Annotated in this window: 19 protein-coding genes and 2 pseudogenes; 11 read left to right on the top strand and 10 right to left on the bottom strand. The window is 56.1% G+C overall.

Features of this window, described 5'->3' with window-relative positions:
• Positions 1 to 21 precede the first annotated feature (21 nt).
• Complete coding sequence (locus SJQ66_RS09965; protein ID WP_320534006.1) at positions 22 to 525, bottom strand: hypothetical protein; 504 nt, start codon at positions 523 to 525, stop codon at positions 22 to 24.
• Positions 526 to 1340: 815 nt separating this feature from the next.
• Here SJQ66_RS09965 and SJQ66_RS09960 point away from each other — a divergent pair.
• Entirely contained in the window at positions 1341 to 2663 is a 1323-nt protein-coding gene (locus SJQ66_RS09960; RefSeq protein ID WP_253464399.1) for an IS5 family transposase, read from the top strand.
• A gap of 560 nt (positions 2664 to 3223) precedes the next feature.
• Here the strand turns inward: SJQ66_RS09960 and SJQ66_RS09955 are convergent.
• Entirely contained in the window at positions 3224 to 4342 is a 1119-nt protein-coding gene (locus SJQ66_RS09955; RefSeq protein ID WP_253464401.1) for a hypothetical protein, read from the bottom strand.
• 287 nt (positions 4343 to 4629) lie between these two features.
• Here SJQ66_RS09955 and SJQ66_RS09950 point away from each other — a divergent pair.
• Both SJQ66_RS09950 and SJQ66_RS09945 read left to right on the top strand, forming a co-directional pair.
• A pseudogene (locus SJQ66_RS09950) lies at positions 4630 to 4839 on the top strand (IS3-like element ISAzo10 family transposase); the annotation flags it as partial.
• A 15-nt stretch (positions 4840 to 4854) separates the two neighbouring features.
• Positions 4855 to 5007 (top strand): annotated as a pseudogene (locus SJQ66_RS09945) (mandelate racemase); the annotation flags it as partial.
• Positions 5008 to 5277: 270 nt separating this feature from the next.
• On the opposite strand, the gene tkt reads toward SJQ66_RS09945, so the two are convergent.
• The 3 genes from tkt to cydC form a co-directional block, all read right to left on the bottom strand.
• The gene (tkt, locus tag SJQ66_RS09940; RefSeq protein ID WP_253464404.1) at positions 5278 to 7329 is read right to left on the bottom strand and encodes a transketolase; all 2052 of its coding nucleotides are present in this window, start codon (positions 7327 to 7329) and stop codon (positions 5278 to 5280) included.
• Positions 7330 to 7631: 302 nt separating this feature from the next.
• Positions 7632 to 7907 (bottom strand): DUF4148 domain-containing protein, encoded by a 276-nt coding sequence (locus tag SJQ66_RS09935; protein ID WP_046152815.1) that lies wholly within the window; start codon positions 7905 to 7907, stop codon positions 7632 to 7634.
• 152 nt (positions 7908 to 8059) lie between these two features.
• A complete protein-coding gene (gene cydC, locus SJQ66_RS09930; RefSeq protein ID WP_320534005.1) occupies positions 8060 to 11599 on the bottom strand; it encodes a thiol reductant ABC exporter subunit CydC in 3540 nt (1179 codons plus the stop codon).
• 109 nt (positions 11600 to 11708) lie between these two features.
• Here cydC and SJQ66_RS09925 point away from each other — a divergent pair, with 109 nt between their 5' ends.
• The 6 genes from SJQ66_RS09925 to SJQ66_RS09900 all read left to right on the top strand — a co-directional run bounded on the left by SJQ66_RS09925 (position 11709) and on the right by SJQ66_RS09900 (position 18462).
• Positions 11709 to 12617: a LysR family transcriptional regulator gene (locus SJQ66_RS09925; RefSeq protein WP_024903826.1), complete on the top strand. Its 909-nt coding sequence runs from the start codon at positions 11709 to 11711 to the stop codon at positions 12615 to 12617.
• Positions 12618 to 12682: 65 nt separating this feature from the next.
• A complete protein-coding gene (locus tag SJQ66_RS09920) occupies positions 12683 to 13453 on the top strand; it encodes an aldolase (RefSeq protein WP_024903827.1) in 771 nt (256 codons plus the stop codon).
• Positions 13454 to 13541: 88 nt separating this feature from the next.
• Complete coding sequence (locus tag SJQ66_RS09915) at positions 13542 to 14795, top strand: aminotransferase class V-fold PLP-dependent enzyme (protein ID WP_320534004.1); 1254 nt, start codon at positions 13542 to 13544, stop codon at positions 14793 to 14795.
• A gap of 284 nt (positions 14796 to 15079) precedes the next feature.
• Positions 15080 to 16600 carry an amino acid ABC transporter permease/ATP-binding protein gene (locus SJQ66_RS09910; RefSeq protein ID WP_024903829.1) on the top strand — a complete coding sequence of 507 codons (1521 nt, stop codon included), beginning with the start codon at positions 15080 to 15082 and terminating at the stop codon, positions 16598 to 16600.
• A 76-nt stretch (positions 16601 to 16676) separates the two neighbouring features.
• Positions 16677 to 17513: an ABC transporter substrate-binding protein gene (locus SJQ66_RS09905; RefSeq protein ID WP_320534003.1), complete on the top strand. Its 837-nt coding sequence runs from the start codon at positions 16677 to 16679 to the stop codon at positions 17511 to 17513.
• A gap of 76 nt (positions 17514 to 17589) precedes the next feature.
• A complete protein-coding gene (locus tag SJQ66_RS09900) occupies positions 17590 to 18462 on the top strand; it encodes a phytanoyl-CoA dioxygenase family protein (protein WP_024903831.1) in 873 nt (290 codons plus the stop codon).
• A 142-nt stretch (positions 18463 to 18604) separates the two neighbouring features.
• On the opposite strand, the gene SJQ66_RS09895 is transcribed toward SJQ66_RS09900, so the two are convergent.
• Together SJQ66_RS09895 and solA are read right to left on the bottom strand one after the other, a co-directional pair.
• Positions 18605 to 18805, bottom strand: coding sequence for a hypothetical protein (locus SJQ66_RS09895; RefSeq protein WP_024903832.1), 201 nt, complete (start codon positions 18803 to 18805; stop codon positions 18605 to 18607).
• A 287-nt stretch (positions 18806 to 19092) separates the two neighbouring features.
• On the bottom strand, positions 19093 to 20289 hold the full coding sequence (gene solA, locus SJQ66_RS09890) for an N-methyl-L-tryptophan oxidase (RefSeq protein WP_024903833.1): 1197 nt from the start codon (positions 20287 to 20289) through the stop codon (positions 19093 to 19095).
• A 161-nt stretch (positions 20290 to 20450) separates the two neighbouring features.
• Between solA and SJQ66_RS09885 the strand changes: the two genes are divergently transcribed.
• Positions 20451 to 20726 (top strand): hypothetical protein, encoded by a 276-nt coding sequence (locus SJQ66_RS09885; protein WP_157685771.1) that lies wholly within the window; start codon positions 20451 to 20453, stop codon positions 20724 to 20726.
• Positions 20727 to 20750: 24 nt separating this feature from the next.
• Here the strand turns inward: SJQ66_RS09885 and SJQ66_RS09880 are convergent, their stop codons facing one another.
• From SJQ66_RS09880 to SJQ66_RS09870, 3 genes are all read right to left on the bottom strand, one after another.
• Positions 20751 to 21851, bottom strand: coding sequence for a porin (locus tag SJQ66_RS09880; RefSeq protein ID WP_024903835.1), 1101 nt, complete (start codon positions 21849 to 21851; stop codon positions 20751 to 20753).
• Positions 21852 to 21991: 140 nt separating this feature from the next.
• Entirely contained in the window at positions 21992 to 22972 is a 981-nt protein-coding gene (locus SJQ66_RS09875) for an SMP-30/gluconolactonase/LRE family protein (RefSeq protein WP_236693462.1), read from the bottom strand.
• 2 nt (positions 22973 to 22974) lie between these two features.
• Positions 22975 to 23778 carry an SDR family NAD(P)-dependent oxidoreductase gene (locus SJQ66_RS09870; protein WP_236693466.1) on the bottom strand — a complete coding sequence of 268 codons (804 nt, stop codon included), beginning with the start codon at positions 23776 to 23778 and terminating at the stop codon, positions 22975 to 22977.
• 472 nt (positions 23779 to 24250) lie between these two features.
• Here SJQ66_RS09870 and SJQ66_RS09865 point away from each other — a divergent pair, with 472 nt between their 5' ends.
• Positions 24251 to 25249, top strand: a complete 999-nt coding sequence (locus SJQ66_RS09865) for an arabinose ABC transporter substrate-binding protein (RefSeq protein ID WP_279612267.1) — start codon at positions 24251 to 24253, stop codon at positions 25247 to 25249.
• Positions 25250 to 25256: the final 7 nt, after the last annotated feature.

Here is a 25256-nt window from a genome sequence, read left to right as displayed (position 1 = left end):
CAGAGACAACGCTTCTTGAGTTTATTGAGTAGACGTACTGATTTCCTTTTCAATTGTGGCAATGACGGTGTTCAATTCGGAACTGAAGTTAGAAAGACCGTAAGGCAAAGCACGTTCTAAAGATATTTTATAAGCTGGTATTCCCATGACTAATTTTCGGAGCAGAACAGTCTGATCCATTTTGCAAGGATGTGCCTGAATACTCGTTATTACGTCGGACGAAAGAAGCGGCGTCCAGCCCGTGTGAACGGCTCTTATCTCAGAGATCGTGTTGAAGATCTGCGGAAACAATGCTTCCATAAAAGTTGCAAGGCTCTTGCTCGTTGATGCGAGTGTGACAATGCTCCGTGTCGAAAGCTGAAGCGTGCCGGTCCTGAATATATCGCCCGGAATAATTTCGAGACGCGTGTTAACGCCGTAATCGACGTCATTGCACGGTGCCCGCCTCGCGGCATCGTCGACAGATGACCATTGATCAAGTAGAAGGGATGATGCGTAAGAAAGGGCATTTGGGATGATTTGCATGAGGTACGATTTGGAATATGGGGACACGGGTTTGTTCGGTAACGTTTCATTAGAAATTGTTCATATTATGTACGAATATAAGTTTCGTAAAACGAAGCAATTTCATTTGACGTGTACGGCGAGTTATAGGCAATAAGGCGTATCCGGTAGCCTTACTGGCAAGGCAGCATACTGCATCTCTATTTGGGAAAATTGGCGAGATTGCGTGCAGGAAAAGCCAAATTTGGGTTCTAGGCCCTCTGGAGTCGGAATAGATGTTGCCTCGATAGAAATCGGAATAACAGAGCGATATAGGTAATCGGTAGAGGTTAGGCGGTACGGTTATCATTTAAAGACAAAGCGGTGTTGGGGCTGTTTCCGCCGGAGAGTATGTCTGTGCAACGCTTGACCAAGGAGCTAAGTGTGTCCGCGGCAATATTGACGCACTGGCGTGCCGATGCATTGAGCACACCCTACGGGGGCAGGGTATGGACTGCTGCGGCTTGAAGCACTTCTGGCAACCGCGGCGATGGACGAGAACGCCAAGAGGCACCCGATGCCGCGAGAATGGCGTATACCGCAGGAGCCTGCGCAGTGGCGGTAGCCGGCGGCGCAATCGCTGGTCGAGGCCGAAGACGCGCGCGCTATGTCCGCACAAGCAAAGGCCGATGGTCAGCGGGCCAATGAGCTTAAGCGCAAGGTACGGTGTAAGTAGTCTGCCTTGAACAATTCGTTGAGCCGCATGGCATAAGGCTTTGACGCTGTATGAGGATTGAGGGATTTGCAAGGAACGGGCATATTACGTGTTGAATCCTGCAAATTCTGACGAGGTTTGAATGGGTCCGAAGAAGGTAGTGCCCGAGGAAGATTTCTTTCGACAGCCGCTGCGCGAGCAGATCAACCTGAAGCATTCCTTGGTCAAGCTGAGCGACTTGATCGAGTGGGAGCGCCTGAGCGTTGCGATGAGTGCGAGCTTCGCATCGTCGCGTGGGCAGCCGGCTAGTTCGCCGCGCTTGATCGCGGGTCTACTGTATTTGCAGCATGCTTTCGACTGGTCCGATGAGGACGTAGTATGGCAATGGATCGAGAATCCGTACGGGCAGGTTTTTACCGGCGAGACGTATTTCCAAACGACGCCGCCAATCGATCCGTTGAGCCTCACGCGCTGGCGCAAGGGCCTTGGTGAGGCACGCGTGGAGGAGTTGCTGGCCGAGACGATCGAAGCGGCCAAACGTGCCCAGGTTGTTGAAAGCGCAAGCCTGAAGCGGGTCATCGTCGATACGACGGTGATGGAAAAAGCCATCGCGCACCCGACTGATTCGCGCCTGCTGGAGCGCTGCCGAGAACACTTGGTGAAGGCCGCGACACAACATGGTTTAGCACTGCGCCAGAACTACAATCGTGAAGCGCCTCGCTTAGCAAGTCAGATTGGCCGATATGCATACGCCAAGCAATTCAAGCGAACGAAGAAAACATTGCGAACACTGCGTTCGCGCGTTGGACGCGTCATGCGCGATGTAGAACGTCAAATTGACGGGGTCGCGCAACAAAGCCGCGCGGCACTCGACACGCTGCGGCTCAAAGCAAAACGGTTTCTCGTGCAACAACCCAAAGATAAAACCAAACTGTACGCGTTGCACGCGCCGGAGGTGGAGTGCGTCTCAAAAGGCAAGGCACGACGCCCGTATGAGTTTGGCGTGAAGGTGTGGATCACCACGAGACATCGCGAGAGCTTGGTGATCGGTGCGCGCTCGATGCCGGGGAACCCTTACGATGGACATATGTTAGCCGAAGCCTTGGAACAGGCAGCGATTCTGAGGGACGTTACGGCAAACATCGCGGCAGTGGAACGAGGTTATAGGGGCGTTGCGATAAGCGGAGTGAAGATCTATTACCCTGGTCCGCGACGTGGCATTACGCGAGGGCTACGAGCGATGATCAACAGACGCAGTGCGATCGAGGCGGCGATTGGCCACATGAAGTCCGACGGCAAACTAGATTGGAACTGGTTCAAGGGGGCGCTCGGCGACGCGATCCATGCTGTCATGTGCGGCACGGGCCACAACCTGCGGATGATCCTGAGGAAGCCGCGGTGTTTTTGCATCCTGCTATTGGCGTTGGCGTGGGGTGCGGAGTATGTCACGCGGCCGACGACCTGACCATCGCCAATCAAATTCCTTCAGGAAACGAATTTTTCAGGTCCGACTCCGTAAAGCTGTCGTCAGTGGGGCGTGAGTCAAGCAGGAGAGACGATGCATAGGAATATGCATTGATGACGGTTTGCATGGAAGGTGTTCCTGGAGACGGATGTGGTGGTGGCTTAGTACCCTCCCTGAGTATCAGTTCCTTTGAAGTAGAAGTGTATTAAAAAAGCGAGGCTTACCTACTCCGGGAAAATAAGACCAAATTGATCTAGGATAATGTCGCACCGAGACGGAGCGCGTCATTAAGAAGAGTCGATATAGCGATGAGCAGATTTTTCGGATATTGCGAGAGGCACTACGGCGTGCCGACGCCGATGTGCAACTGTTCGACATCTAGCCGACAGTGATACGACTGATTCGCGTCGTAAGCATCATAATATTGCATGCTTACATGCGTTAAACCGCTTTGCGGAACACTTACTATGTGCACCCGCTATATACAAAACACTTTAACAACGGGCAGCGCGGGAAAATGAGGTGGCCTCGCGAATGGAATCATCTCATCGCTTGTCGGTTCAGCGACCGCTCCATAAATCGAGTGCAGTAGCAGAAACGGCCCATTTGGAGCGAAGGTGCACACCCACCATTACCCTATCTCCGAAATCGTAATGCGGTTCGGCAGCGATCGTCGCTTCCTCTGCCTGGATAACGAAAGCGGCATCGTCTTCGCGCCACGCCTGGCATAGGTCGTCAAATTTTTCGCCAGGTCGATAAGGCAGTGCAAGATGAATACGGGATGCGACACGTTTGTCGATAGCAGACCACTGAGATTGGGTAAATAATCCTAAACCGGACTCCATTCGTTTTCGCACAAATTCTCCTTTGCTTCGCTTATACAAAAATGAAGATTCCCATACGACAGGCGTCCAATTGTGGTCGAAGAATAAGTTATTCGCAATGATCCCCGCGACTTCATCCGAGACATCCACTTGATGACGAGCACAGAGATATACACTTATTTCGTAAGATAAGCGCTGCAACAACGGTTCTGCGTTCACAGATACGATCATTGCCGGCAATAAAGCCTTATCAAAAAGATCTAATGAATCCGTCAGCGAGTTTCGCGTAACACCGCTGCCTGACATAAAGCGTATCACCAAAATGTCGAGTAAGGAAAACGCTTCTTGAGATGATTGAGTAGGCTTACTGATTTCCTTTTCAATTGCGGCAATGACGCTCTTCAAGTCGGCACTGAAGATACACAGACCGTCAGGCAAAGCACGTTCTAAAAATATTTTAGAAGCTGGTATTCCCATGACTAATTTTCGGAGCAGAGCAGTCTGATCCGTTTTGCAAGGATGTGCCTGGATACTCGTTATAACGTCGGACGAAAGGAGCGGCATCCATCCCGTGTGAACGGCTCTTATTTCAGAGAGCGCGTTGAAGAGCTGCGGAAACAATGATTCCATAAAAGTTGCAAGGCGCTTGCTCGTTGATGCGAGTGTAACAATGCTCCGTGTCGAAAGCTGAAGCTTGCCGGCCTTAAATATATCGCCCGGAATATTTTCGAGATGCGTGCCAGCGCTGTGATTGACGTCATCGCATGATGCTTGCTTCGCAGAATCATCGACAGAGAACCAGGGCTCAAGCAGGCGAGATGATGCATAAGAAAAGGCGTTTGGGATGATTTGCATGAAGTACGATTGGAAATATAGTGGCAAGGCCTGTTCGGTAACGCTTTACTCGAAATTGTTCATCTTATGTGCGAAGATAAGTTTTGCAAAACGAAGCGATTTCATTTGACGTGCGCGGCGAGTTATCGGCAATAACGCGTATCCGGTAGCCTTGCTGACAAGGCAGCATGCTGCATCTCTATCTAGGAAAGTCGGCGAGATTGCGCGCAGGAAAAGCCAGAATTGTGTTAAAAGCAAGTCTTGCTTGAAACGCGTTGCACAATTGGCAGAGGTATTACCATGCCTGATGCCGCGAGAATGGCGTTTATCCGCAGGAGCTTGCACAATGGCGGCAGGCGGCGACGCAGTTGCTGGCCGAGCCCGAAGATGCGCGCGCCATGTTCGTACATGCAAAGGCCGATGGTCAGCGGGCTAAGGAGCCTAAGCGCGCATCATGGCGTAAGGAGAAGGCGCTGGCTGAGACGGCGGCACTGCTCGTACTGTCAAAACACGTGAGGGTATATTCCTTAAGAGCTGGTGACAACGTTGATCCGCACAAGATCTGGGCGACCATGTTCGCCAACGAGAAGTCGGGCGGCCATGGCGAGCGCTCAGTCGCGATTGGAACAATTGACATGGCGATCTGCCCGGCATCGGCTTCGAAGGGAAGGCCGACCTTTTCGCTGAGATGCAAAATCTTTCCGCATAAACCTCCAAAATGCGGACATGCTGGCAAAAGTGTCGGCATGGCGTTCAAAAATACAGATTTCGAAAAGATCTTACGTCAGCATTATGCGCCGTGCGTCATGGCAACCGTTCAACTGCGGAGTAGTGTCGTCGGCATTTTGAGCGGCGGCACCAGGAAACGATAGTTCCCGGTTACCGCCACGTTAACATAACGACGCCTTTTTTCGGGGATACCCAATTAAAAGCGCCAGGGTATCCAGAAAGGCCCATCAGCCTTTTACGTTTTTCACCACTTCGCGCGCTGCGCGGACCACGGCGTCCGTCGTAATATCGAACTTGGCATAGACATCCTGGATCTTTCCGGACTCGCCGAAATCGTGCATTCCGACGAATTTACCTTCCAGGCCGAGATACCGCTCCCATCCCAGCTCGACAGCAGCCTCCACGGCCACGCGCGCGTGCGTGTCGCCTAACACTTTCTTCTTGTACTGCAGGTCCTGCTGTTCGAACAACAGGCGACATGGCATGGACACCACGGCTGTGGGCACGCCTTCCTTTTGCATGATCTCGCGCGCTTCCACCGCCAGATGCAATTCTGAACCGGTCGCAAGCAGCGTCAACTGCCGTGGGCCACCTTCCGCTTCAAGCAGAACGTAGGCGCCGCGAGCCGATTTGTTCTCTGTGCCGGCCTCCGTACGCAGCAGCGGCATCGGTTGGCGCGACAATGCGAGAAGCGCTGCCTGTCTTGGGTGTTCCAATACCAACTCCCACGCTTCGGCTGTCTCCACGGCATCTCCCGGACGGAAAACAGCCAAGTGCGGAATCGCGCGCAATGCCGCAAGGTGCTCCACCGGCTGGTGCGTCGGACCATCCTCTCCGAGGCCGATCGAATCATGAGTCATCACGAATGTCGTACGCACCCGCATCATCGCGGCAAGGCGAATGGCTGGCCGACAGTAATCCGAGAAACACAGGAAGGTACCGCCATAAGGAATCACGCCGCCGTGCAAGGCGAGGCCGTTCATTGCCGCCGCCATGCCGTGCTCTCGCACACCATAGTGGATGTACGACCCGTCATACTTGCCTGGCTTGATTTCTACCTGATTTTTCGCCTTGGTGTTATTCGACGGGGTCAGATCCGCCGATCCGCCTAACAATTCGGGAATCGCATCGAACAAGTGATTCAACACGGCACCGCTGGCTTGACGCGTTGCCATCTCGCCACCCTTGCTGACGAATTCCTCTCTCGCCGCCGCTATTGCGGCTTTCCAGTTCGGCGGTAATTCACCTTTGGTGCGCCGTTCGAATTCGCCACGCAGGGCATCCGGCGCTTTCTTGACACGCTCAGCCCATTTTGTCCGAGCCTCGCGGCCTTTGGCGCCGATTTCCCGCCATTCGTTCAGCAACTGTTGTGGGATCTCGAACGGTGCCGAATTCCATCCTAAAATTTTTCGTGCACCCGCGATTTCGTCCTCACCGGGCGCATCGCTGTGCGCTTTTTGCGTGCCAGCCTTCGTTGGGAAACCGAATCCAATAATGGTTTTACACGCGATCATCGTAGGCTGATCGGTTTTTGCACGGGCGGTCTTGATGGCATCGCGAATCGCATCGGTGTCGTGGCCGTCGATTTCGAGCACGTGCCAGCCGGATGCCTTGAATCGCTCGATCTCGTTGTCGGACACGGCAAGATTCGTCGCACCATCGATGGAAATGGAATTGTTATCCCAGAATGCGATCAACCGGCCCAATTTGAGATGGCCTGCCAGCGAAATCGCCTCCTGACTAATCCCTTCCATCAAGCAGCCGTCGCCGAGGAATACATAGGTGAAGTGATTCACGAGGTCGTCACCGAACTTGGCATTCATGATGCGTTCGCCAAGTGCCATGCCGACGGACTCCGCAATCCCTTGCCCGAGCGGGCCCGTGGTGAGTTCAATGCCGTCAGCGTGTCGATATTCCGGGTGGCCTGGGGTCTTGCTGCCAACTTGCCGGAATTTCTTCAATTCCTCGATCGGCATATCCGCGTAACCGGTCAAGTAGAGCAGGCTATACAACAGCATCGATCCATGGCCGTTTGACAGCACAAACCGGTCGCGATCAATCCAGTGCGGGTCCGCCGCATCAAACTGCATGAAATCCTTGAATAACACCGTTGCGATATCGGCCATGCCCATTGGCGCGCCAGGATGCCCGCTCTTTGCTTTCTGCACTGCGTCCATGGACAGGAACCGGATACAGTCCGCCATGTCTCGCAGATGTTTATCGCGCGGAGCCGGAAAATGGATCGGGGCTGAGGAAACTGAGGAAGATTGTGAGGTCATCGGGCTATCCTTTCGGGTCAATAGCGGGGCAGTACTGTCAAATGGACGTCTAAGTCCGGACGTGGGAGGCTGGGCGGCAGTCAGGGAAGGGGCGAACAGTCGTTCGCGGCGGCGTTGCTGACGGTCGATGCGTTCCTCTTATGGTAAGTCCGTCTGAGATCATTTGCAGGATGCCGTGAACCGAGGCTAGCAGGATGGATTGATGCCGGCGCTAGTACAGCGCGTAACGATGGGACGTGGGGAATAAACGCAAAAGGCGCCTGGGAGCGCCTTTTGCATTGTCAGTACGGCGTACACCGTGATTATTGCGCGGTGTAAGGGTTCATCGACACGGGACGACCGGCTGCGGACGAACCTGCTTCGACACCGCCGAAGCTGTTGCCCATGCGTGCGCGTGCCGCTTGGATATCATTTGGGTAGTCAGGATTGTTTCTTGCTGGTTCATATCCGGCGCGTTCCAGCTGTATCAGCTCTGCGCGAACCGATGCCCGCGTGACCGGTGCTGTTGACTGTGCGAAAGCTGCCAACGGCAAGGATAGGGCAACGGCAACGGCCAGTGATTGAATAAGTGCTTTCATGATCCCTTCTTCATTTTGTCTTTGTTACCAATGCTGCACGCCCGTGCAGTACGTCGATGAATGCATCTTACGGTAGGTTGCAAAGACAATAAATGGCGCTGAGACGAAGGAATTTGTACTAAAAAAGTAATAATAAAAGCGCGCGGGCGGGGTCACGGGGTTGCCATGCCCGATTGGCGCGAGACCAGGCGCGCATAGGTGCCCCCGTTCGCAATCAATACGGCGTGCGAGCCCGCCTCGACGATCCTACCCTCATCCATCACGATAATGATGTCCGCGTTCTTGATGGTCGAAAGACGATGCGCGATGACAATAGCAGTCTTGTTTTGTTTCAAGGCGTCGAACGCGGCATGGATATGATTTTCGTTGATCGTATCCAGCTGCGATGTTGCCTCGTCCATGATCAGGATCGGTGCATTCTTCAGAAACGCCCGCGCGATCGCAATCCGTTGGCGTTGACCCCCTGACAGTTGCACGCCGCGTTCCCCCACATGGGTTGCCAGACCGTCGGGCAGCGATTTGACGAAGTCGTCGAGTGCCGCGAGCGCCAACGCGCGCCGCATGTCATCATCGGACGCGTCAGGGCACGCAAGCCGAATGTTTGCTTCGAGGGTGTCGTTGAAGAGGTACGTGTCTTGGCTGACAAGTGCGATGTGCCGACGCAGGTCATCGAGACGTATGGTGCGCAGGTCGGTGTCGTCTAGCATGATGCTTCCTTGCTTTGGGTCCCAGAAACGCAGTAGCAAGTGCGCGAGGGTCGACTTGCCGGCGCCGGACGCCCCGACCAGTGCAACGCAGCTTCCCGGCTTCACCTGGAAGCTGACGCGTGCAAGTGCGGGTCGGGTATGCCCAGGATAGGCAAACGTCACGTCGTTGAAGCAGACGACCGGATTCTCCGGTACCGGTTGTATGCCGTCGCGCACGGGTTCCGGTTCCGTTTCCACTAGATGTAATCGACGGGTGGACGCAATCGTGTCGGCCAACTGGCGTGCGGTCTGCCCTATCTCGGATACCGGCATGAAGGCGGCTACCGAGACAAGCGCGAGCAATGGCAACCATTGCGGCGCGATCCAGCCTTTTGCGCAAAGCACCGCGCCAAGGACCGTGACAGCCAGTGCGCCTGCGCCTGTCGCCACCTCCAATGCGGCACTTTGGCGAGCGAGGTCATCGAGCAAAGCGGAACGTACGCGCTGGTATTGTGAGACGTCGGCCATGAAGACCGCTTTTCTTGCCTCTGTTGCCTGGAATGCGGACAATTCCGCAAGCCCCTGTATTGTCTCCGTAAGATGGGCGCCAAGTTGTCCGAGTGCCCCCCGCGCTTCGCCGCCGAGTCGATCGATCTTTGCGCGAGCGAATACCGGGTTTAAAGCCGCCCATGCGAGAAACGGGAACAGGATCACGGCAAGCGGCCAGGCAACGCATGCCAGCAGAACCAAGACCGCCGTGGGAATCAATACCGCGACGAACGCCGGGGCCACCGTATGCGCATAGAAATATTCGATTGTTTCCACGTCTTGCGTAGCCAGTGCGACGAGGTCTCCTGAGCGCCGACGTAGCAGATAGGCCGGCGCCAACTGCGACAGCTTTGCGAACAAGGCGATGCGCATCTCCGCAAGCAGCCGATAAGCCATGTCGTGTGCTTGCCAGGATTCGAGCCAGTGCAATGTCGCGGCGAGTGGCGCTGCCAGCAAGAGACCGATCGTCGGCAGTAAAACCGGGCCTCCCGACGCGACTTCGGCCACGACCAGCGATCCCAATAAACTCACGGCGATAAACGCCAGCACACGGCCGATCCCGCAACATACGGTCAGCGTCAATCGTGACCGCCAGGGCGCCACGAAGCGCAGTAGCGTTTGCAACGTGCGCGTCCAACTCACCTCGGTCGGATCATGGGCGAATGGTGGTGGCGCCGCCGATCCCGGCGCAGCGGTGGTGCTGTTTCGTCGATCGAGCGCCATTGATTGCACCACGGCTGTTCCTATTTGCGGCGCCATCAATCTTGCGTAAAGGCCCGATTGCATGATCAGCTCAGCGTGCGTGCCGTGTTGCACAACACGTCCCGCGTCCAGCACCAGGATGCGATCCGCACCGATGACGCTGGACAGACGATGCGCCAGAATCAGCGTGGTACGGCCACGCATCAACGTATCCAACGCTTGTTGAATGACGGCTTCATTTTCCGCATCCACGGCGGAGAGGGCTTCGTCCAGAATCAGGATGGGCGCATCCCGGAGCAAGGCACGCGCGATTGCGATACGCTGGCGCTGGCCTCCTGAGAAACGCGCGCCTCGTTCTCCCACGCGTGTCTCGTATCCCTCCGGCAGCGCCGCGATGAATTCATGGATATTGGCGGCGGTTGTCGCGGCGATCATGTCGGCATTGCTTGCTTCCGGCCGGCCAAGTCGCAGGTTTTCCGCGATCGTCCCATGAAACAAGGTACTGTCTTGTGAAACGATGGCGATCATGCCGCGCACCTGTTGCGGATCTAGCGACCGAATGTCATGCCCCCCGATGCGAATGGTGCCCGTTTGCGGATCGTGCTGACGCAGCAACAGCCGCAGGATCGTCGATTTTCCCGCGCCGCTCGGACCGACGATGCCAATGGTCTCGCCAGCGTTTATCTTGAAGCTCAGGCCGGTGTGCGCATCGAGGCGGCGCCCCGGATAGGCGAAACCGACTTCCTCGAATGTGATGTCGGAAGTGAGGCCGCTTACATGCGCCGCCACGGTTGGCGGCAGATCGGTAGGCGTTTCCATCAGCGTATGGATGGCCGTCGCCGCGGACTGTCCCATCATGCCGCGATGGAGCACGGAACGCAGATCGCGAAGCGGCCGGAATACCTCGGTACCTGCCATCAACACGATTAGCAGTGCCTCGATATGCATTTCGCCGTGGTACACGCGCCATGCACCAAGCGCGATCGCGGCCGCGGCGCCCAGTGCCGTACCGAGGTCGGTGAAGAAACGCGTTAGCAGCCCGAGTGCCAAGACCCAGAAGGTACTATCGGATAGCGCCCTTGCCTGCGCTGCGAGTTTTTGTGCAAACGCATCGCTTTGGCCGAAAGCCTTGAGGGTCGGCAGTCCTTGCACGGCGTCGAGAAATGCTTCACCGAAAGACTTGAATGCGTGGGCGCGTTCAATGGCTGCTTTTTTATCGGCGTGATGGATCGTCATTGGCAATGCCAATGTGACAAGCGCGGCAACAAGCAGCACGGATGCGGTTGGCAGGTCCCACCATGCAAGAATGCCGAAGATGATGAGCGGGGCGCAGGCGGCAATGACCAACTGCGGGACATACGAACCGAAAAACGTCTCCAACTGTTCGACGCCATCGATGACCGCCAACATCACGCCGCCGGTGCGCGCCGATCCGAACCATGCCGGGCCGAGCGCGACGATCCGATCGAACAAACGCGCACGTAATATCGATTGGATCCGTCCCGCCGTCGCTTGCGCCAACACGACCCTGCGGTGGTCCAGCCATGCGCGCATGAGAATGCACGCCAGTGCGCTGGCGGCGTCGACGGCAATTGGCTGAACCGCCGCGCCACCAAGCACGCCTGCCAGGACGCGGCCGAGAAAAACGAAACGGAGCACACCAAAAACCATTGCCACGAGCCCCAGGCCGACAGCGCCCGCCACACGCAGGCGGAATCCGGTCATGAGCGTCCACAGGGTATGGTTAAAATACATGCTTTATGCCTCCCGTCATGTCGTTTTGTCAGTTCGCACGGTATCGCGAGTCCGGCGGCAAGGCAAAAGACGTTTTTTCACGAGGTGTTGAGCAAGTTACAATACCCCCATGCCATCGCTTCCATCCCTGCCGTCGCTACGTGCTTTCGAGGCCACCGTCCGCCTCGGAGGGTTTGCGCGTGCGGCCGTGGAGTTACATGTATCGACGAGCGCGGTCAGCCACCAGATACGCGCTCTGGAAGAGACGCTTGGCGTGCGTTTGCTGGAGCGTAGCACCGGTCTGGGCGGTATCGCGTTGACGCAGGCGGGCGCACGTTTGCTGCCGGCCGCATCGGAGGCGTTGTCGATGCTCGAGGCAGCGTGTCTTGAGATCACAAAGTCTACAAGGCGTCTGACGATTTCGGCGAACGTCTCGTTCTCGTCGATGTGGCTCGCGCAGCGCATGGCCGCGTTCTCCGCGAGTCATCCCGAGGCGTCGCTGAATTCGATTGTCCAGGAAGGGCCGCCGGACGACAGTCGCTATTCCGTCGATGTCGCGATCGTGCATGTTGCCGAGCGAGACATACAGCCGGACGATCTAGTCCTCTTGCGCGAAGCCGTGTTTCCCGTATGCAGTCCGACGCTGCACGCCGTTGCCGCCACTGCCGGGCCGTGTCTTTTGCTGCAGCAGGAGCACCGCGATTTCCCGGAGATCGAGTGGCATTACTGGATGGGCCGAATGGCACTCCCGGATAATTTTGAGACAAAGATCGTTCGTTATAGCAGTTTCAGTCAGGTCATTGGTGCCGCGGTGGCCGGCGCAGGTCTCGCACTGGGGCGTCTGCCGTTGATCGAGTCGGAGTTGAAAAGCGGGCGATTGGTGCGCGTGCGGCCCGATCTCTGCCAGGCGGCGTCATGGCGGTATGTGCTACGCAGGGGCAAGGCGCGGGAACACCGCTTGGTGGATCGCTTGATTGCGTTTCTACAAGCCGAAGCGGCGGCAATACCGGAAGTAACGCGGCAAGATGTGCGTGCCTGAATGTTCGTTAGAATCATGCCGTCGCATCGCATCACTTGCATCCCTTGAAATCATCACGATCGCTCATGACAACCATCAATGCCGCCAAGCCCGTCTACCATTCGCTGTTCCGTCGGCCAGATGTATTGGCGCTCCGCCAGGATCTGGCGCTGGCTTTGCGCGCCGCAGCCTATCATGACCTAAGTGAAGGTGTCTGCAATCACTTCAGCGTTGCCTTGCCAGACGACGATGGCCTGTTTCTACTTAATCCACGAGGCTTGATGTGGCGCGAGGTGACGGCGGAAGATATCGTCATCGTCGACGCCGCTGGCAACCGCGTCGCGGGGCGGCACGAAGTCGAACCCACCGCCATGTTCATTCATGCGGCGATTCATCGAATCGCGGGCAAGCATACGGTCCTTCATACGCATATGCCCCATGCAATGGCGTTAACGTTGATCGAGGACTGCGGCCTTGATACACGTTTATCTCAGAATGCCATGCGGTATCACGGCCGGGTCGCCATCGACCGCGAATATAACGGGCTCGCGCTGGATGCCGGTGAAGGCGAGCGAATCGCACGGGCGATGCAGGGCAGGGATGTGGTGTTTCTCGCCAATCATGGGGTGATTGTTTGTGGCTCGCGCGTCGATCATGCATACGATGACCTGTATTACCTCGAGCGTGCCTGTGCGGCGGAAGTTCTTGCGCGTTCGACCGGGTGCGTCTTGCGACCGGTGGATGATGCGATGGCCGCACGTGTTGCAACGCAGACCCTTGGCGAACGACTGCAATCCGAGCTGTTCTTCGCGGCACTGAGGCGCACTTTGTCGGCACCGGGCGACGGTGCCTGTTAAACGCGCCATCATGCTGATGCGATCCCCGACCCCAAGGCTCCCGCTCTCGCCGGGCTAACAAGCGCTGGGCTTGAAACAGGAATAGACGATGATCCCCGCCGCTTCTTCCGTCCCATCCTCCGTATCGTCCCTCCTATCGCCTGCGCGTATTGCCGCATTGCGCGCCGCAACGCCGGGAGTGCGGACAGTAACCCATTTCAATCACGCTGGGGCGTCGTTGCCGTCAATCGCGACGTTGGAGGCGATAAAAGCGCATCTGTGGCGCGAGGCGACCATGGGCCCCATCGAAGCGGGTGTTGCTGCTAAGGCGGTGACCGAGCGCGCGCGAACCCTTGCTGCGCGCTTGTTAAATGCCGATCCTGCCGAAATAGCGATCACAAGCGGCAACTCGGCGGGGTGGAGTGCCGCATTCGCCGGACTGGATGCGTGGCGACCGGGTGACCGCATTTTGACCGCGAGGCATGAATGGGGCGGCAACGTGGCCAACATGCAAATGGCCGCGCAGCGTCATGGCGTATCGGTGGAAGTCATACCATGCGATGCCAACGGCATGGCTGATCCGCAAGCGCTGGAAACGATGCTCGATGCGCGTGTCCGTTTAATTGCCATTACATGGTTGCCTGCGAACGGCGGTGTCATCAATCCCGCCGTTGCGATCGGCGAGGTGGCGCGACGGCACGCTATCCCCTATTTCATCGACGCGGCGCAGGCGCTTGGGCAATACCCGATCGATGTGGCGGCCGTTGGATGCGATGTCCTTACCGCGGCTTGCCGGAAAGCGCTTCGGGGACCGCGCGGCACCGGACTGCTATATGTGCGGCGCGATTTTCTCAAACATTTGTCGCCATCACAGGTTGACACCCATTCCGCGCCGTTGGTGGCCGAGACCTTACCCGACGGCGCCGCTTCTGTCCGTGCAGCCTTACGGAATGACGCGGCGCGCTTCGAGACGAGCGAGGCTTCTTTCGCGTTGCATTGCGGCTTGGCCAACGCGTTGGAAGAAGCGCTGGAACTAGGGATCGACATGATCCGTGTGCGGATCGATGCGACCGCCCGAGCAGTGCGAGCCCGTCTGGCATCTATCCCTGGCGTAACACTCCTGGATATGGGCATCGAACAATCGGGGTTGGTGTCCTTCGCTGTTGATGGCGTGGATTTACCCGCATTGCAGCGGGGCTTTGCTGATCGCGGAATAACGATCAGCGTGAACGGTGTGTCATACACGCCGTTCGATATGCGTGCGCGGGGCTTGTCGCACGTCGCGCGGGCGTCGGTAAGCTATCTTACGACCGATGACGAAATCGACATATTAATCAATGGCCTTCGTGCACTGATGGCATGACGATGCGATTGGCATTGACCGAGCGTTTCTCGCGGAGCGCGGGATAAGCATGCCATGCTACATAGCATTTTCCAATGCAATCCATCTGAAAAAAATTATTTGTCTTTAAATTTGGATTGTTAATTTATCAAGGCAAACCTTGGTGCCAAGTCGGCGTCGATAGACAGACCACGCGCGGTTGCAGGTAAATGCTCGCGTCATGCTATGGCGTGCATGACGCCGTTCTTCCATATCGAACTGTACAGCTTGTAATAATCAGCGTATGGCTGCTGGAAAATGTAACAATGACCTTCGATTGGCACTATTTTCTGAGTCTTTTTGGTGAAGTCGATTTTTGGCTGGCTACGTGGACGGTCATCAAGCTCAGTGTCTTGACCTGGGTCGCGAGTATCGTCCTTGGTTTCGTTCTGGCGATGGCCAAGCAGTCTTCTCGAAACATTCTCAGTCTGCCCGCGCGCTTCTATATCTGGCTTTTCAGAAGTGTACCGTTACTGGTTCTTCTTATTTTTGTCTATAACCTGCCGCAAGCGGCGCCGGCATTATCCGTCGTGCTCGGCAACCCATTTTGGGCCGGTGCGATCGCGTTGATCATGAGCGAGACAGCCTATATTGCGGAAATTCACCGTGGCGGATTGCTCTCGATCGATAAAGGGCAGTGGGAGGCCGCGCAGGCCTTGGGGCTCCGATTTGTGGGTATTCAGTGGAAGATTGTCATTCCACAGGCGCTGCGCGTCGCACTGCCCGCGCTAACCAACGAATACATATCCATCGTCAAGCTGAGTTCGCTGGTCTCAGTGATCTCGCTGACGGAAATATTGATGGTTGGGCAGCGGCTTTATTCCCAGAATTTCCTTGTCATGGAAACCATGGCGGCAGTTGCGGTTTATTATGTTCTGATCGTTACGGTATTCGACTTCATTCTCAAGCGCACCGAACGGATGCTTGATGTCACGCAGCGCAAGGCAACGCACAAACTGGATGAGAAAGTGCTGGCGTTGGCAACGCGCCAACGTATTTCGACCGTGCGTCAGACAGTGGAAGGACAAGGGCCTGCGTTGCAAGCTTGGCGATTGCATAAGGCCTACAACAATGTCGAGGTCTTGGGGTCGGTCAATCTGCAGGTTCAGCCGGGCGAAGTCGTGTCAGTGATCGGACCGTCTGGCTCCGGAAAGACAACGCTGATCCGTCTGCTCAACGGACTAGAGAAAATTGACAACGGTGAGATCCGCGTCAATGGACGGCCTTTTATTCATCTGAGTAAGCGGGGAACAGAAAAACCGCGTTTCGTGGAGCATCTGGAACATCGCTTGAACATCGGCATGGTGTTCCAGAGTTTTAACTTATTTCAACACCTCACCGTATTAAATAACCTTTTGCTTGCTCCGCGTTATCACCGGCTTGGTACGGTAAGCGAGTTGAAGCAGGATGCCTATGGCTTGCTGCATAAAGTCGGGATGCTGGAACACGCCTGGAAGTACCCGCATCAGCTCTCTGGTGGTCAGCAGCAGCGGATCGCCATAGCGCGGGCATTAATGATGCGTCCTCAGATCATGTTGTTCGACGAACCGACATCGGCGCTTGATCCGGAAAAGGTCAGCGAAGTACTTCAGGTGATAGAAACATTGGCCAAGGAAGGAACCACAATGGTCATCGTCACACACGAAATGCATTTTGCATTCAAAGTGTCTGACCGCATCGTCTTCATGGAGAAAGGTCGGGTTATCTGCGACGACAAGCCTTCGGTGCTACGCAATGGTGAGAATCCGCGCATGGCGGCATTTCTGAAAGGCGTAGTGCTGGCGTAATCAGGCAGTCCATTGTGACGGCTGTCAAACTTCCATCAACGTCGATCTGTTACTACAACTGCAAAAAGGGATTGCCATGAATCTGCTGCGACGAATCAACTGCCGCCATATCGCTGCGACGATTTTAGGGGGAGTGCTTGCCGTTGGTGCACTTCCGTCGTTTGCGTTCCAGCAGTCTGGAAAGATTATTGTCGGCTCGGACATGACCTTCTTTCCCTATGAGTATATGGATAAAGGTCAACCTGCCGGTTTCGACATTGAGTTCATCGACGGCGTGGCGAAAGTCATGGGGTGGAAGGTCGAAAACATCGATACTCGGTTCCCAAATCTTATCATTGGATTGCAAGGCGGGAAATTCGATATCATTAACTCCTCGATGTACATCACCGCGGAACGTGTCAAGGTGATCGACATGATCCCTTATCTCAAGAGCGGTGAGTCGTTGTTGGCATTGAAGGGTAGCGATTTTCAACCTAAGGTTCCGGAAGACTTGTGCGGCCATAAGCTGGGCTCGATGGGGGGCACGGCATGGCTTAAGCAAATGCACGCGGTGTCAGACGATTATTGCGTGAAGAAAGGCTTGCAGCCGATCACGATCAGCGAATTCGTGACGGATCCCCAAACAACGCAGGCGTTGCTTTCTCACGCCGTTGATGCCCAGATCACCGATGCCGCGGTGGCGCGCGGCGTGATTCAGAAACTCGGCAATCGTGTCGTCATTTCATCGGACTCGCTGATCTACCCTGTTTTGAATGGGTTTGGTGTCAAAAAGGGAAATGACGACGTCAAGAATGCTTTGCTGAACGGCATCGAGAAGTTTAAAAAGACACCGGATTATGCCGCCTTGCTGAAAAAGTATCATTTTGAGGCACCCACCGAGCAAGATATCGCCACACTCATGCCAAAGCCCTGATAAACACGCGGGTGGTGTCGCCTACCGGTGGCATGCGGCCGCGTTTTTGAACGGCGGTGTCGAGGATCAAAAGAGAATGCTGACCGAATCGCAGAAATCATTTTTTCATGAAAACGGCTATCTCGTTGTGCATGATGTCGTTAGCAAGGCGTTGCTCGACCGTTTGCAAACGGCGTTTTCCAGTTGGGTGCAGGAAAGTCGCGCGCATGCCAACGCCTACGGTGAAACAGTGGATGGACGTGCGCGCTTTAGCGTGGAGCCGGGGCACAGTGCGGAACGTCCGGCGTTGCGGCGCGTGAATTCACCGGTGGAAATTTCGGAAGCCTACCTTGAGGCAATGCGTGATTCCGACGTGGTAACGGTGATTGCCGACCTCATTGGGCCGAACGTCAAATACCATCACAGCAAAGTGAATTCCAAAATGCCGGGGGCCGCTACAAATGTCAAATGGCATCAGGACTTCCCATTCACGCCGCATTCAAATGACGACATCATCACGGCATTGTTGATGGTCGATGAGGTCACGGCGCAAAACGGCCCTTTGACAGTGGTGCCGGGCAGCCATAAAGGGCCACTTCACGATTTGTGGCATGACGGCAAATTTACCGGGTTCGTCGCCGATGAGGTCGCGGCGCAGTGTGTGCCACAAGGCGTGCAATGCATTGGACCTGCGGGCTCCGTTTGTTTGATGCACACCCGTCTGTTGCATGCGTCGGAAGCGAATCTGTCGGCGGAACCACGGACGCTGTTCATCGCTGTGTACACCGCCGAAGACGCCATTCCGCTCTGCCCGAATCCTATCCCGAGTCGCTTTGAAGGACTGGTGGTTCATGGCGAGAAGACAGGGGTAGTACGATCGAAACCGTACCAACTGCGTTTGCCCGAGCATCCGAAGGGGGCGTCTTTTTTCGAACAACAGGCCGCTACTGCCGTGCAGACGATGCGCTGAATCGTAAGAAGTCAGTTTGACAGCGCATTATCCGTGCGTGTTCTATTCCGAATCCGGTCGTCCCAAAACGGGCAAATCGCGCGCTCCTGGCGGCACACGCCAGCTGCGCGAGATGGATCGACGGATCGATCGACGGCACACACTACCATGCGTCTCGCCACCGTTTTTCCGCTTCGGCGGCGTACAACGTACGACCGACTGAAATCAGGAATTCAAGATCGGACGGCTCCAGATGGGCGGAATGTCCTGCGATCCATGCGGCCAATTCATCAGAGGTGGTACGTGGTCGATCCGCCGCTTGTTCGGAGTCTCTGAATTTTTTTCTAATTTGAGCCTGATTCATGGTGCGCCTCGGAAATGACTACTGTCCGAGCCCCACTGCGAGCGATCTCAGATTGACCGATTACGTTCCCAGCCGAGCATGTGCCTGTTCAAAATAATTTTTTTGAGCCGGTTCTTCTATTGGATATCGGCACGTATTTCTAATCCTTAAGGGAAATTTTAAGAAAAAACCGAAATTCTTTCTCTCATCATATGAAAGCGTAAAACCATGTTTATGCAAGATATATAGCGATATTTCCAATTAGTGACCAGGATTGAACCGCATTGTTACAGATACGCGCGCGTGCTTCACTGGAAGCGTTGCATCCTGAAAGGTGCCAGCAACGGATTACCACCAGCGTCGATGTTGCCCGATGATCCGGCGAGTGCGTCGATTGCCAATTGTTCACCAAGACCCGCGGAGTTTTTGAAGCCGTGCCCCGAGCAGGCGGAGACCATGCGAACATTTTGCATATCGCGGTAGGCATCAATGATGAAGTTGGAATCCTTGCTGACGGTATATAAACATGCGGCGCTGGCGATAGTTTCGCTTTGTACGAATCTCAGGCGCGTCGCGACGTGTCTTTCGTACATCGCCAACGACTCTTTCGTATCCACCTCTCGCAAATAGCAATCGGGTTCCGTCTCGGTGTGATATTGCTCGGAGGCAACCTTGACGCCGTGCTTGCCGTCCACCATCGGGAAGCCGTACAGATAGTCGTCGTCGCCGTTGCCATGCATCCAAATAAAGATCGGGCAGTTTTCCGGTGCGTAGAGAGAAGGTTTGTCCGTCTTGAACCAATGGAGCGTTTGTCGTCTTACGGTCAGATGACGCTGTACCTTGCCACCGGCCATCGCCGGCGCCCACGGACCGGCGGTCACGATGGCCTTTGCCGCGGAATAGGCGCCAGACGCGGTTTTGACGTTGACGCCATTGCCATCTTCTTCAATGGCGATGACTTTCTCGTTCAGGCGCAACGTTGCACCAAGCATTTTGGCTTGGTCGAGTTGTGCCTGTACGCAGGCCTCGGGCAGCAGTGCGCCCGCGCCGGGTTCGAAGTAGGCGGTTTCGTCGCCGCGCGTGATGAATTGCGGATAACGTTTCCGGATCTCCATTGCGTCGAACACTTCGTGGGGAATATCGAATTGCGCGGCATTATCGATGGTTCGCCGGACGAAATCAGGTTTTCCGTGATGGCTGACGGCGCCGCTGATCGAACCGATGATGAGGCCGCCTGTTTGATGAAAAAGGGTCTTGCCGGTTACCGCTTCCAATTCCCGCCATATCGCGTGTGAACGCTGTATGAGTGGGATGTAAATCTGGCCTTCCCCAACGGCGACGCGCGTGATGCGGCTTGCGCCATGGCTTGATCCGCGGTCGTGCGGTGGCGTGTATTGATCGATCCCGATGACACGGGCACCGCGCTTCGCCAATTGGTAGGTTGTGGCGCTGCCGAATGCGCCGAGCCCAATGACAATCACGTCAGCGCTTTGGCGATGGCTCATTCTTGCTTCCCTCTCTATTTTTGACGATTCGCAGGCATCTCCGCGCCTCGCGACAACAGACGCACGTTTCATTTGAACGCCAGTCTTGTTCGGGCGGAATGGCTTGGTCTTGTGCGCGCTGCGCCTAGGCCTCGACACGATGATTGCAGGGGACCCGCACGATGGTGCTCGATCCTGTGTATCTTTCGGCGCGAGGAGAGTGGATGGCCGGGTGCGGCGTCCGTTTGACGCAGAGAGACGTATTACATCACGACGCGATGTCGCGATGTCAAGCGCGTGTCGACCGAAGGCCGGCACGGCATCGGATGGGCCAGGTACGCACGGTGGCGGGCTGGCCGTTGATGTCGAAAAGAGGCGATATCGCAGCATCGGCGCAGACTGCATCGCGTGTGGAAGACCTCCATCCGCGACGACAGGCTGCGCCGATGACCGCGTGACGCAGTCGTTTTCCCGGCGATGGGTCAGAATACGTGCTGAATGCCGGCGAAAACACCCGTTTGGCTGTGCCCAATCAGCGGATTGCCGGAACTCGCCGTGGTGCCCGCGCTGTTGGCATTCAAGCTGAAGTTTGCCGTTGAGCTGTTCTGCACGGTCGCGGCTTCCAGGTGCAATTGCGTGCGTTTCGACAAGTTGTAGGTTCCACCGACCGTGTACATCGTCGCGTTGCCCGCACCCTTGTTCGCATTCACGTGATACACGGCCGCGGTGAGTGTTGCCGCTGGTGTTGCTTGCCACGTGATGCCGCCCCATTCGTGATCCAGCGACGTCGGCTGGCCCGCGACATAGACACCGCCCGACGACCGGATCGCTTGATAGGCTGCGCGAACCGTGAATTGACCGAGGAAGACGTTCAGCGCCGCAGTGTATTCGCGAGAGGCGGTGAAGGCGTTATCCAACGAGCCGTTGCCGCTGTCACGCTGTTCGTCATAGAGGCCTCGGACCTGGAATAGCGATGATGTGTACGTTACCTGTGCGCCATCTGAACGCCCTTGCGTGGTCGTACCGTTGCCGTTCCAGTTAGTGGCGTTCGCGAAGGAATACTGTCCTGCGAAGTCGAAGCCACCATAAGTCGGCGATTGATAGGAGATGTTATTGCTGGTTTGATTCCAGTTACGACCCCGTACCAATGATGCCGATGACCAGTTCGACTGACCGAAAGGATCGAAATCCCATACGCCGTTGGAAATCGCAAGCTCACGGCCCATATTGAACGTACCGTATTGCTTGCTGGCCAATCCCACCGTGGCGTAGCGATTAAATATCTGGTTGTTGCCGGGCCCCGAACCGCTCATCGTATTGAAGGACCCTTCCAAGCGGAAGAGGGCCTGCAGCCCACCACCCAGGTCCTCTACTCCTTTCAAGCCCCACAAACTGGTTCCCCAATCGCCGCTTTCCGCGCGCCAGCGACTACCACCTCCACCCGGGGTGGTGTGCTGCAAGCCATTCATGTATTCAATGCCGGCGTCCAAACGACCGTACAGCGTCACGCTACTTTGCGCGTACGCGCTCGTCAAGGGTAATACCAGGGACGCCAACGACGTCACAATCCACGCTTTTTTCATTGTCTCTTCCATTTGATGGCGTGTTGTCATGGGTGACGGATTTCCGTCCTCATGTTCACGATAGTGTCGCTACTTTGTGATGAAGCCTCGGCGCTACTCCTCCTCTCAAAAACGGGTCATGCGACCCAAATCAACCCCGATCAGGCACCGGAAAAGCGATATTCCGACATGCCGGTAAATGTCGTTCGTACCGAAAATACACCGCCTGCCATGGGTTCGCTGGCAAGGGCCTCCGCCTGGAGACCAGTACGGGCACTCGTAATGAACAACGTGCGTCGGTCAGGTCCACCAAACGTCGCGCAGGTCAATCGCGATGCCGCTACATGAACATGAACGTCCATGACGCCCTCGCTATCGAAACGCACCATCCGGCTACCGTCCCAATGGGCGTTCCACAAGCCGCCTTGACTGTCGACGGTCGAGCCGTCCGGGCTGCTTTCATCGGCCAGCAATGTCGCAAACAAGGTGGGCACGCCCAGTCGACCGTCAGCAAAATAATCGCAGCGATGGATCTTGCGTGTCAACGAGTCGGCAAAGTACATTCTTGCCGGGTCGGCCGGTGCCTTTTGATCTTTTTCGGACGTTTCAGCGCCGGGGTAGGCAGCCGCGGCGCGCGTGTCGAACGCGATACTGTTCGCGCACGCAATGCGGGGCAGAGGCAACCGCTCCAGGCGGAGGTCGGCGTTCAGTCGCCAGAAATGCCCTACCGCTTCGGCTTTGTCTGCCTGGTCGAATGTGCCAAAAACAAAACGTCCTTGCGGATCGCAGCGGCCGTCATTGACACGGGTGCGGGGCAAATCGGCCTCCACCTCGACAATATCGACGAACGTATTCGTGGCAGGTTCGAACAACGCAAGCCGGGATGCCAAGCCAAGCAGCAACCAACCCGGTCGCGTGCAAAGCGCAAAACTGGCGAGGCGCTCGGGCAGTGCCCACTGATGCGTCTCGTATTGCGCGGGCGCGCCGTTGGACCAATCGGCGTCGGGGGCGAACGTATGCCGCCATAGGGTGGCGTTTTCGATATCGGTCCAATACAGTGCGTGGTTGATGTCATCCCAAAGGATGCATTCGCCAAGTGTAGCTTTGGCATCGTGAAACAGGCGTGCATGCAATTCAATCACGATCAGGTCCACCCGCCATCAACGACGAAATCTTGCGCCGTACACATCGCGCTGTCATCGGCTGCCAGGAAGAGCGCCATGCTGGCGATATGGATCGGTAGTAAGGGGGCATTGATGCATTGCCCCTTCGCAATGTCCTCTTTTGCCGCGTCGTCCACCCATAATGCCAACTGCTTCTCCGTCATGACCCAGCCCGGCATGATCGTGTTTACCCGGATATTGTACGGGCCGAGGTCCCGGGCTAGGCAGCGCGTCAGACCCTGCACCGCGGCTTTCGATGCGGTATAAGCAGGCATGCCGCCTTGTTTCAATTTCCAACTGATCGAGCCGAAATTGATGATCGAACCACCACCTGCCTGCTTCATGTCCTCCATCACCTGCTGCGCCGCAAAGAACTGGTGACGCAAGTTGACGGCAATGCCCTTGTCCCAGAATGCATAGGTGGTTTCTTCCACGCGATGCCGCTTATCGTTGGCCGCATTATTTACCAGCACGGTGATCGGACCGCAAGCGGCACGAATCTGTGCAATGGCATCGTTAAGCGCATTTTCCTCGGTGATATCTGCAGCGACAAAGCATGGACGATGGACCGTCGAAGGCAGGGGAGCGAGTTTTTCGACTAGCGCCGTGCCTGCTTTCTCGTCGAGGTCGACGAAGCCGACCCGGGCGCCTTGCGCGGCAAACGCCTCAACTAGCGCCGCGCCGATACCGGTGGCGCCACCACTGATGAATACGCAGCGATCTCTTAAAGTGGGATAGGCTGCATAAGCTCGCGCGAGAGACGAGGCCCCAAAATCCGGGGGCATGTTATTCGAGGCGTTTGTCGTCATATCAGAAAGAAAGGTCTACATTCCGCACTGCGTCAGCGGCGGGGCGTATTTATCTTAGCTAAATATCGTCGCACATGCTGAGGGCTCGAAAAGCATTCTAGTAATACCAATAGATCCCGTCATGCACGATATTCTCGGTGCTTACCCGTATTGAGTGCCTAAATAGTCTTACCATATGCTCTGAGCACTCAGGCTGGGCGTGTCAGAACCCTTGATATCGGTGCCTGGGCGACACAGAAGAAAGCCGCTGGCGAGGAAAGGCGCGCTTTTCTGTTAATCAAATGACACACGACCCAATATGTGGGATGTCGCCTTCGCGAATCGTCATCGCTAATCATTTATCGACCCATATCTTGGGATGTCCTTTAAATCGAGGCGTTGCGGTTCGGAGTAGCGCGGTACGCTCACTGACGCGAGGTTGGTTACAACAAGGATGGAGACTATAACGATGCGCATTTCAATGAAGATTTGCAGCCGCGCGATGGCAACTGGCGTACTCACGTCGGTGCTGGCGCTGGCAAGCGCCCACACTTACGCCGAAAAATTAGGGTTCCTCGTCAAACAGCCGGAGGAGCCGTGGTTCCAGACCGAGTGGAAGTTTGCGGATATCGCAGGGAAAAAGGATGGTTTCGAGGTCTTGAAGATCGCGGTTCCGGATGGGGAAAAGACACTGGCGGCCATTGACAGCCTGGCTGCGAATGGTGCCAAGGGATTCGTGATCTGCACCCCGGATCCCAAGCTTGGTCCGGCAATCGTTGCAAAGGCCAAAGCGGCTGGTTTGAAGGTCGTTGCGGTGGACGACCAGTTCGTCAATGCCAAGGGCCAGCCCATGACGGAAGTGCCGCTGGTCATGATGGCCGCGTCAAAGGTGGGTGAACGCCAAGGTCAGGAGTTGTATAAGGAGATGCAGAAGCGCCATTGGGACCCGAAGGTCACGGGTGCGATGGTCATCACGGCCAATGAGCTGGATACCGCACGTCGCCGGACCGACGGTGCTATGTCGGCGTTGAAGGCGGCGGGCTTTCCGGCGGCGCAGATCTACACCGTGCCAACGAAGAGCAACGACATTCCCGGCGCGTTGGACGCAGGTAATTCCTTGCTCGTGCAACACCCGAACGTGAAGAACTGGCTCGTTATCGGGATGAACGACAACACGGTGCTGGGTGGTGTGCGCGCGACGGAAGGTAATGGATTCCAGGCAGCAAATGTTATCGGGATCGGCATCAACGGTGTGGATGCGGTCAACGAACTGTCAAAGAGCAAACCCACCGGTTTCTACGGTTCGCTCCTGCCGAGTCCGGATATCCATGGCACCAAGAGCATCACGATGCTGCATGACTGGGTGACAAAGGGTATCGAGCCGCCGAAGTTCACCGAGGTCACCGATGTGGTGCTGATCACGCGTGACAATTTCCACCAGGAATTGAAGAAGAAGGGCCTGGAATAACGATTCC

Source organism: Robbsia andropogonis (assembly GCF_034047095.1).
Lineage (GTDB): Bacteria > Pseudomonadota > Gammaproteobacteria > Burkholderiales > Burkholderiaceae > Robbsia > Robbsia andropogonis.
This window is presented reverse-complemented; position numbering and strand designations above follow the sequence as displayed.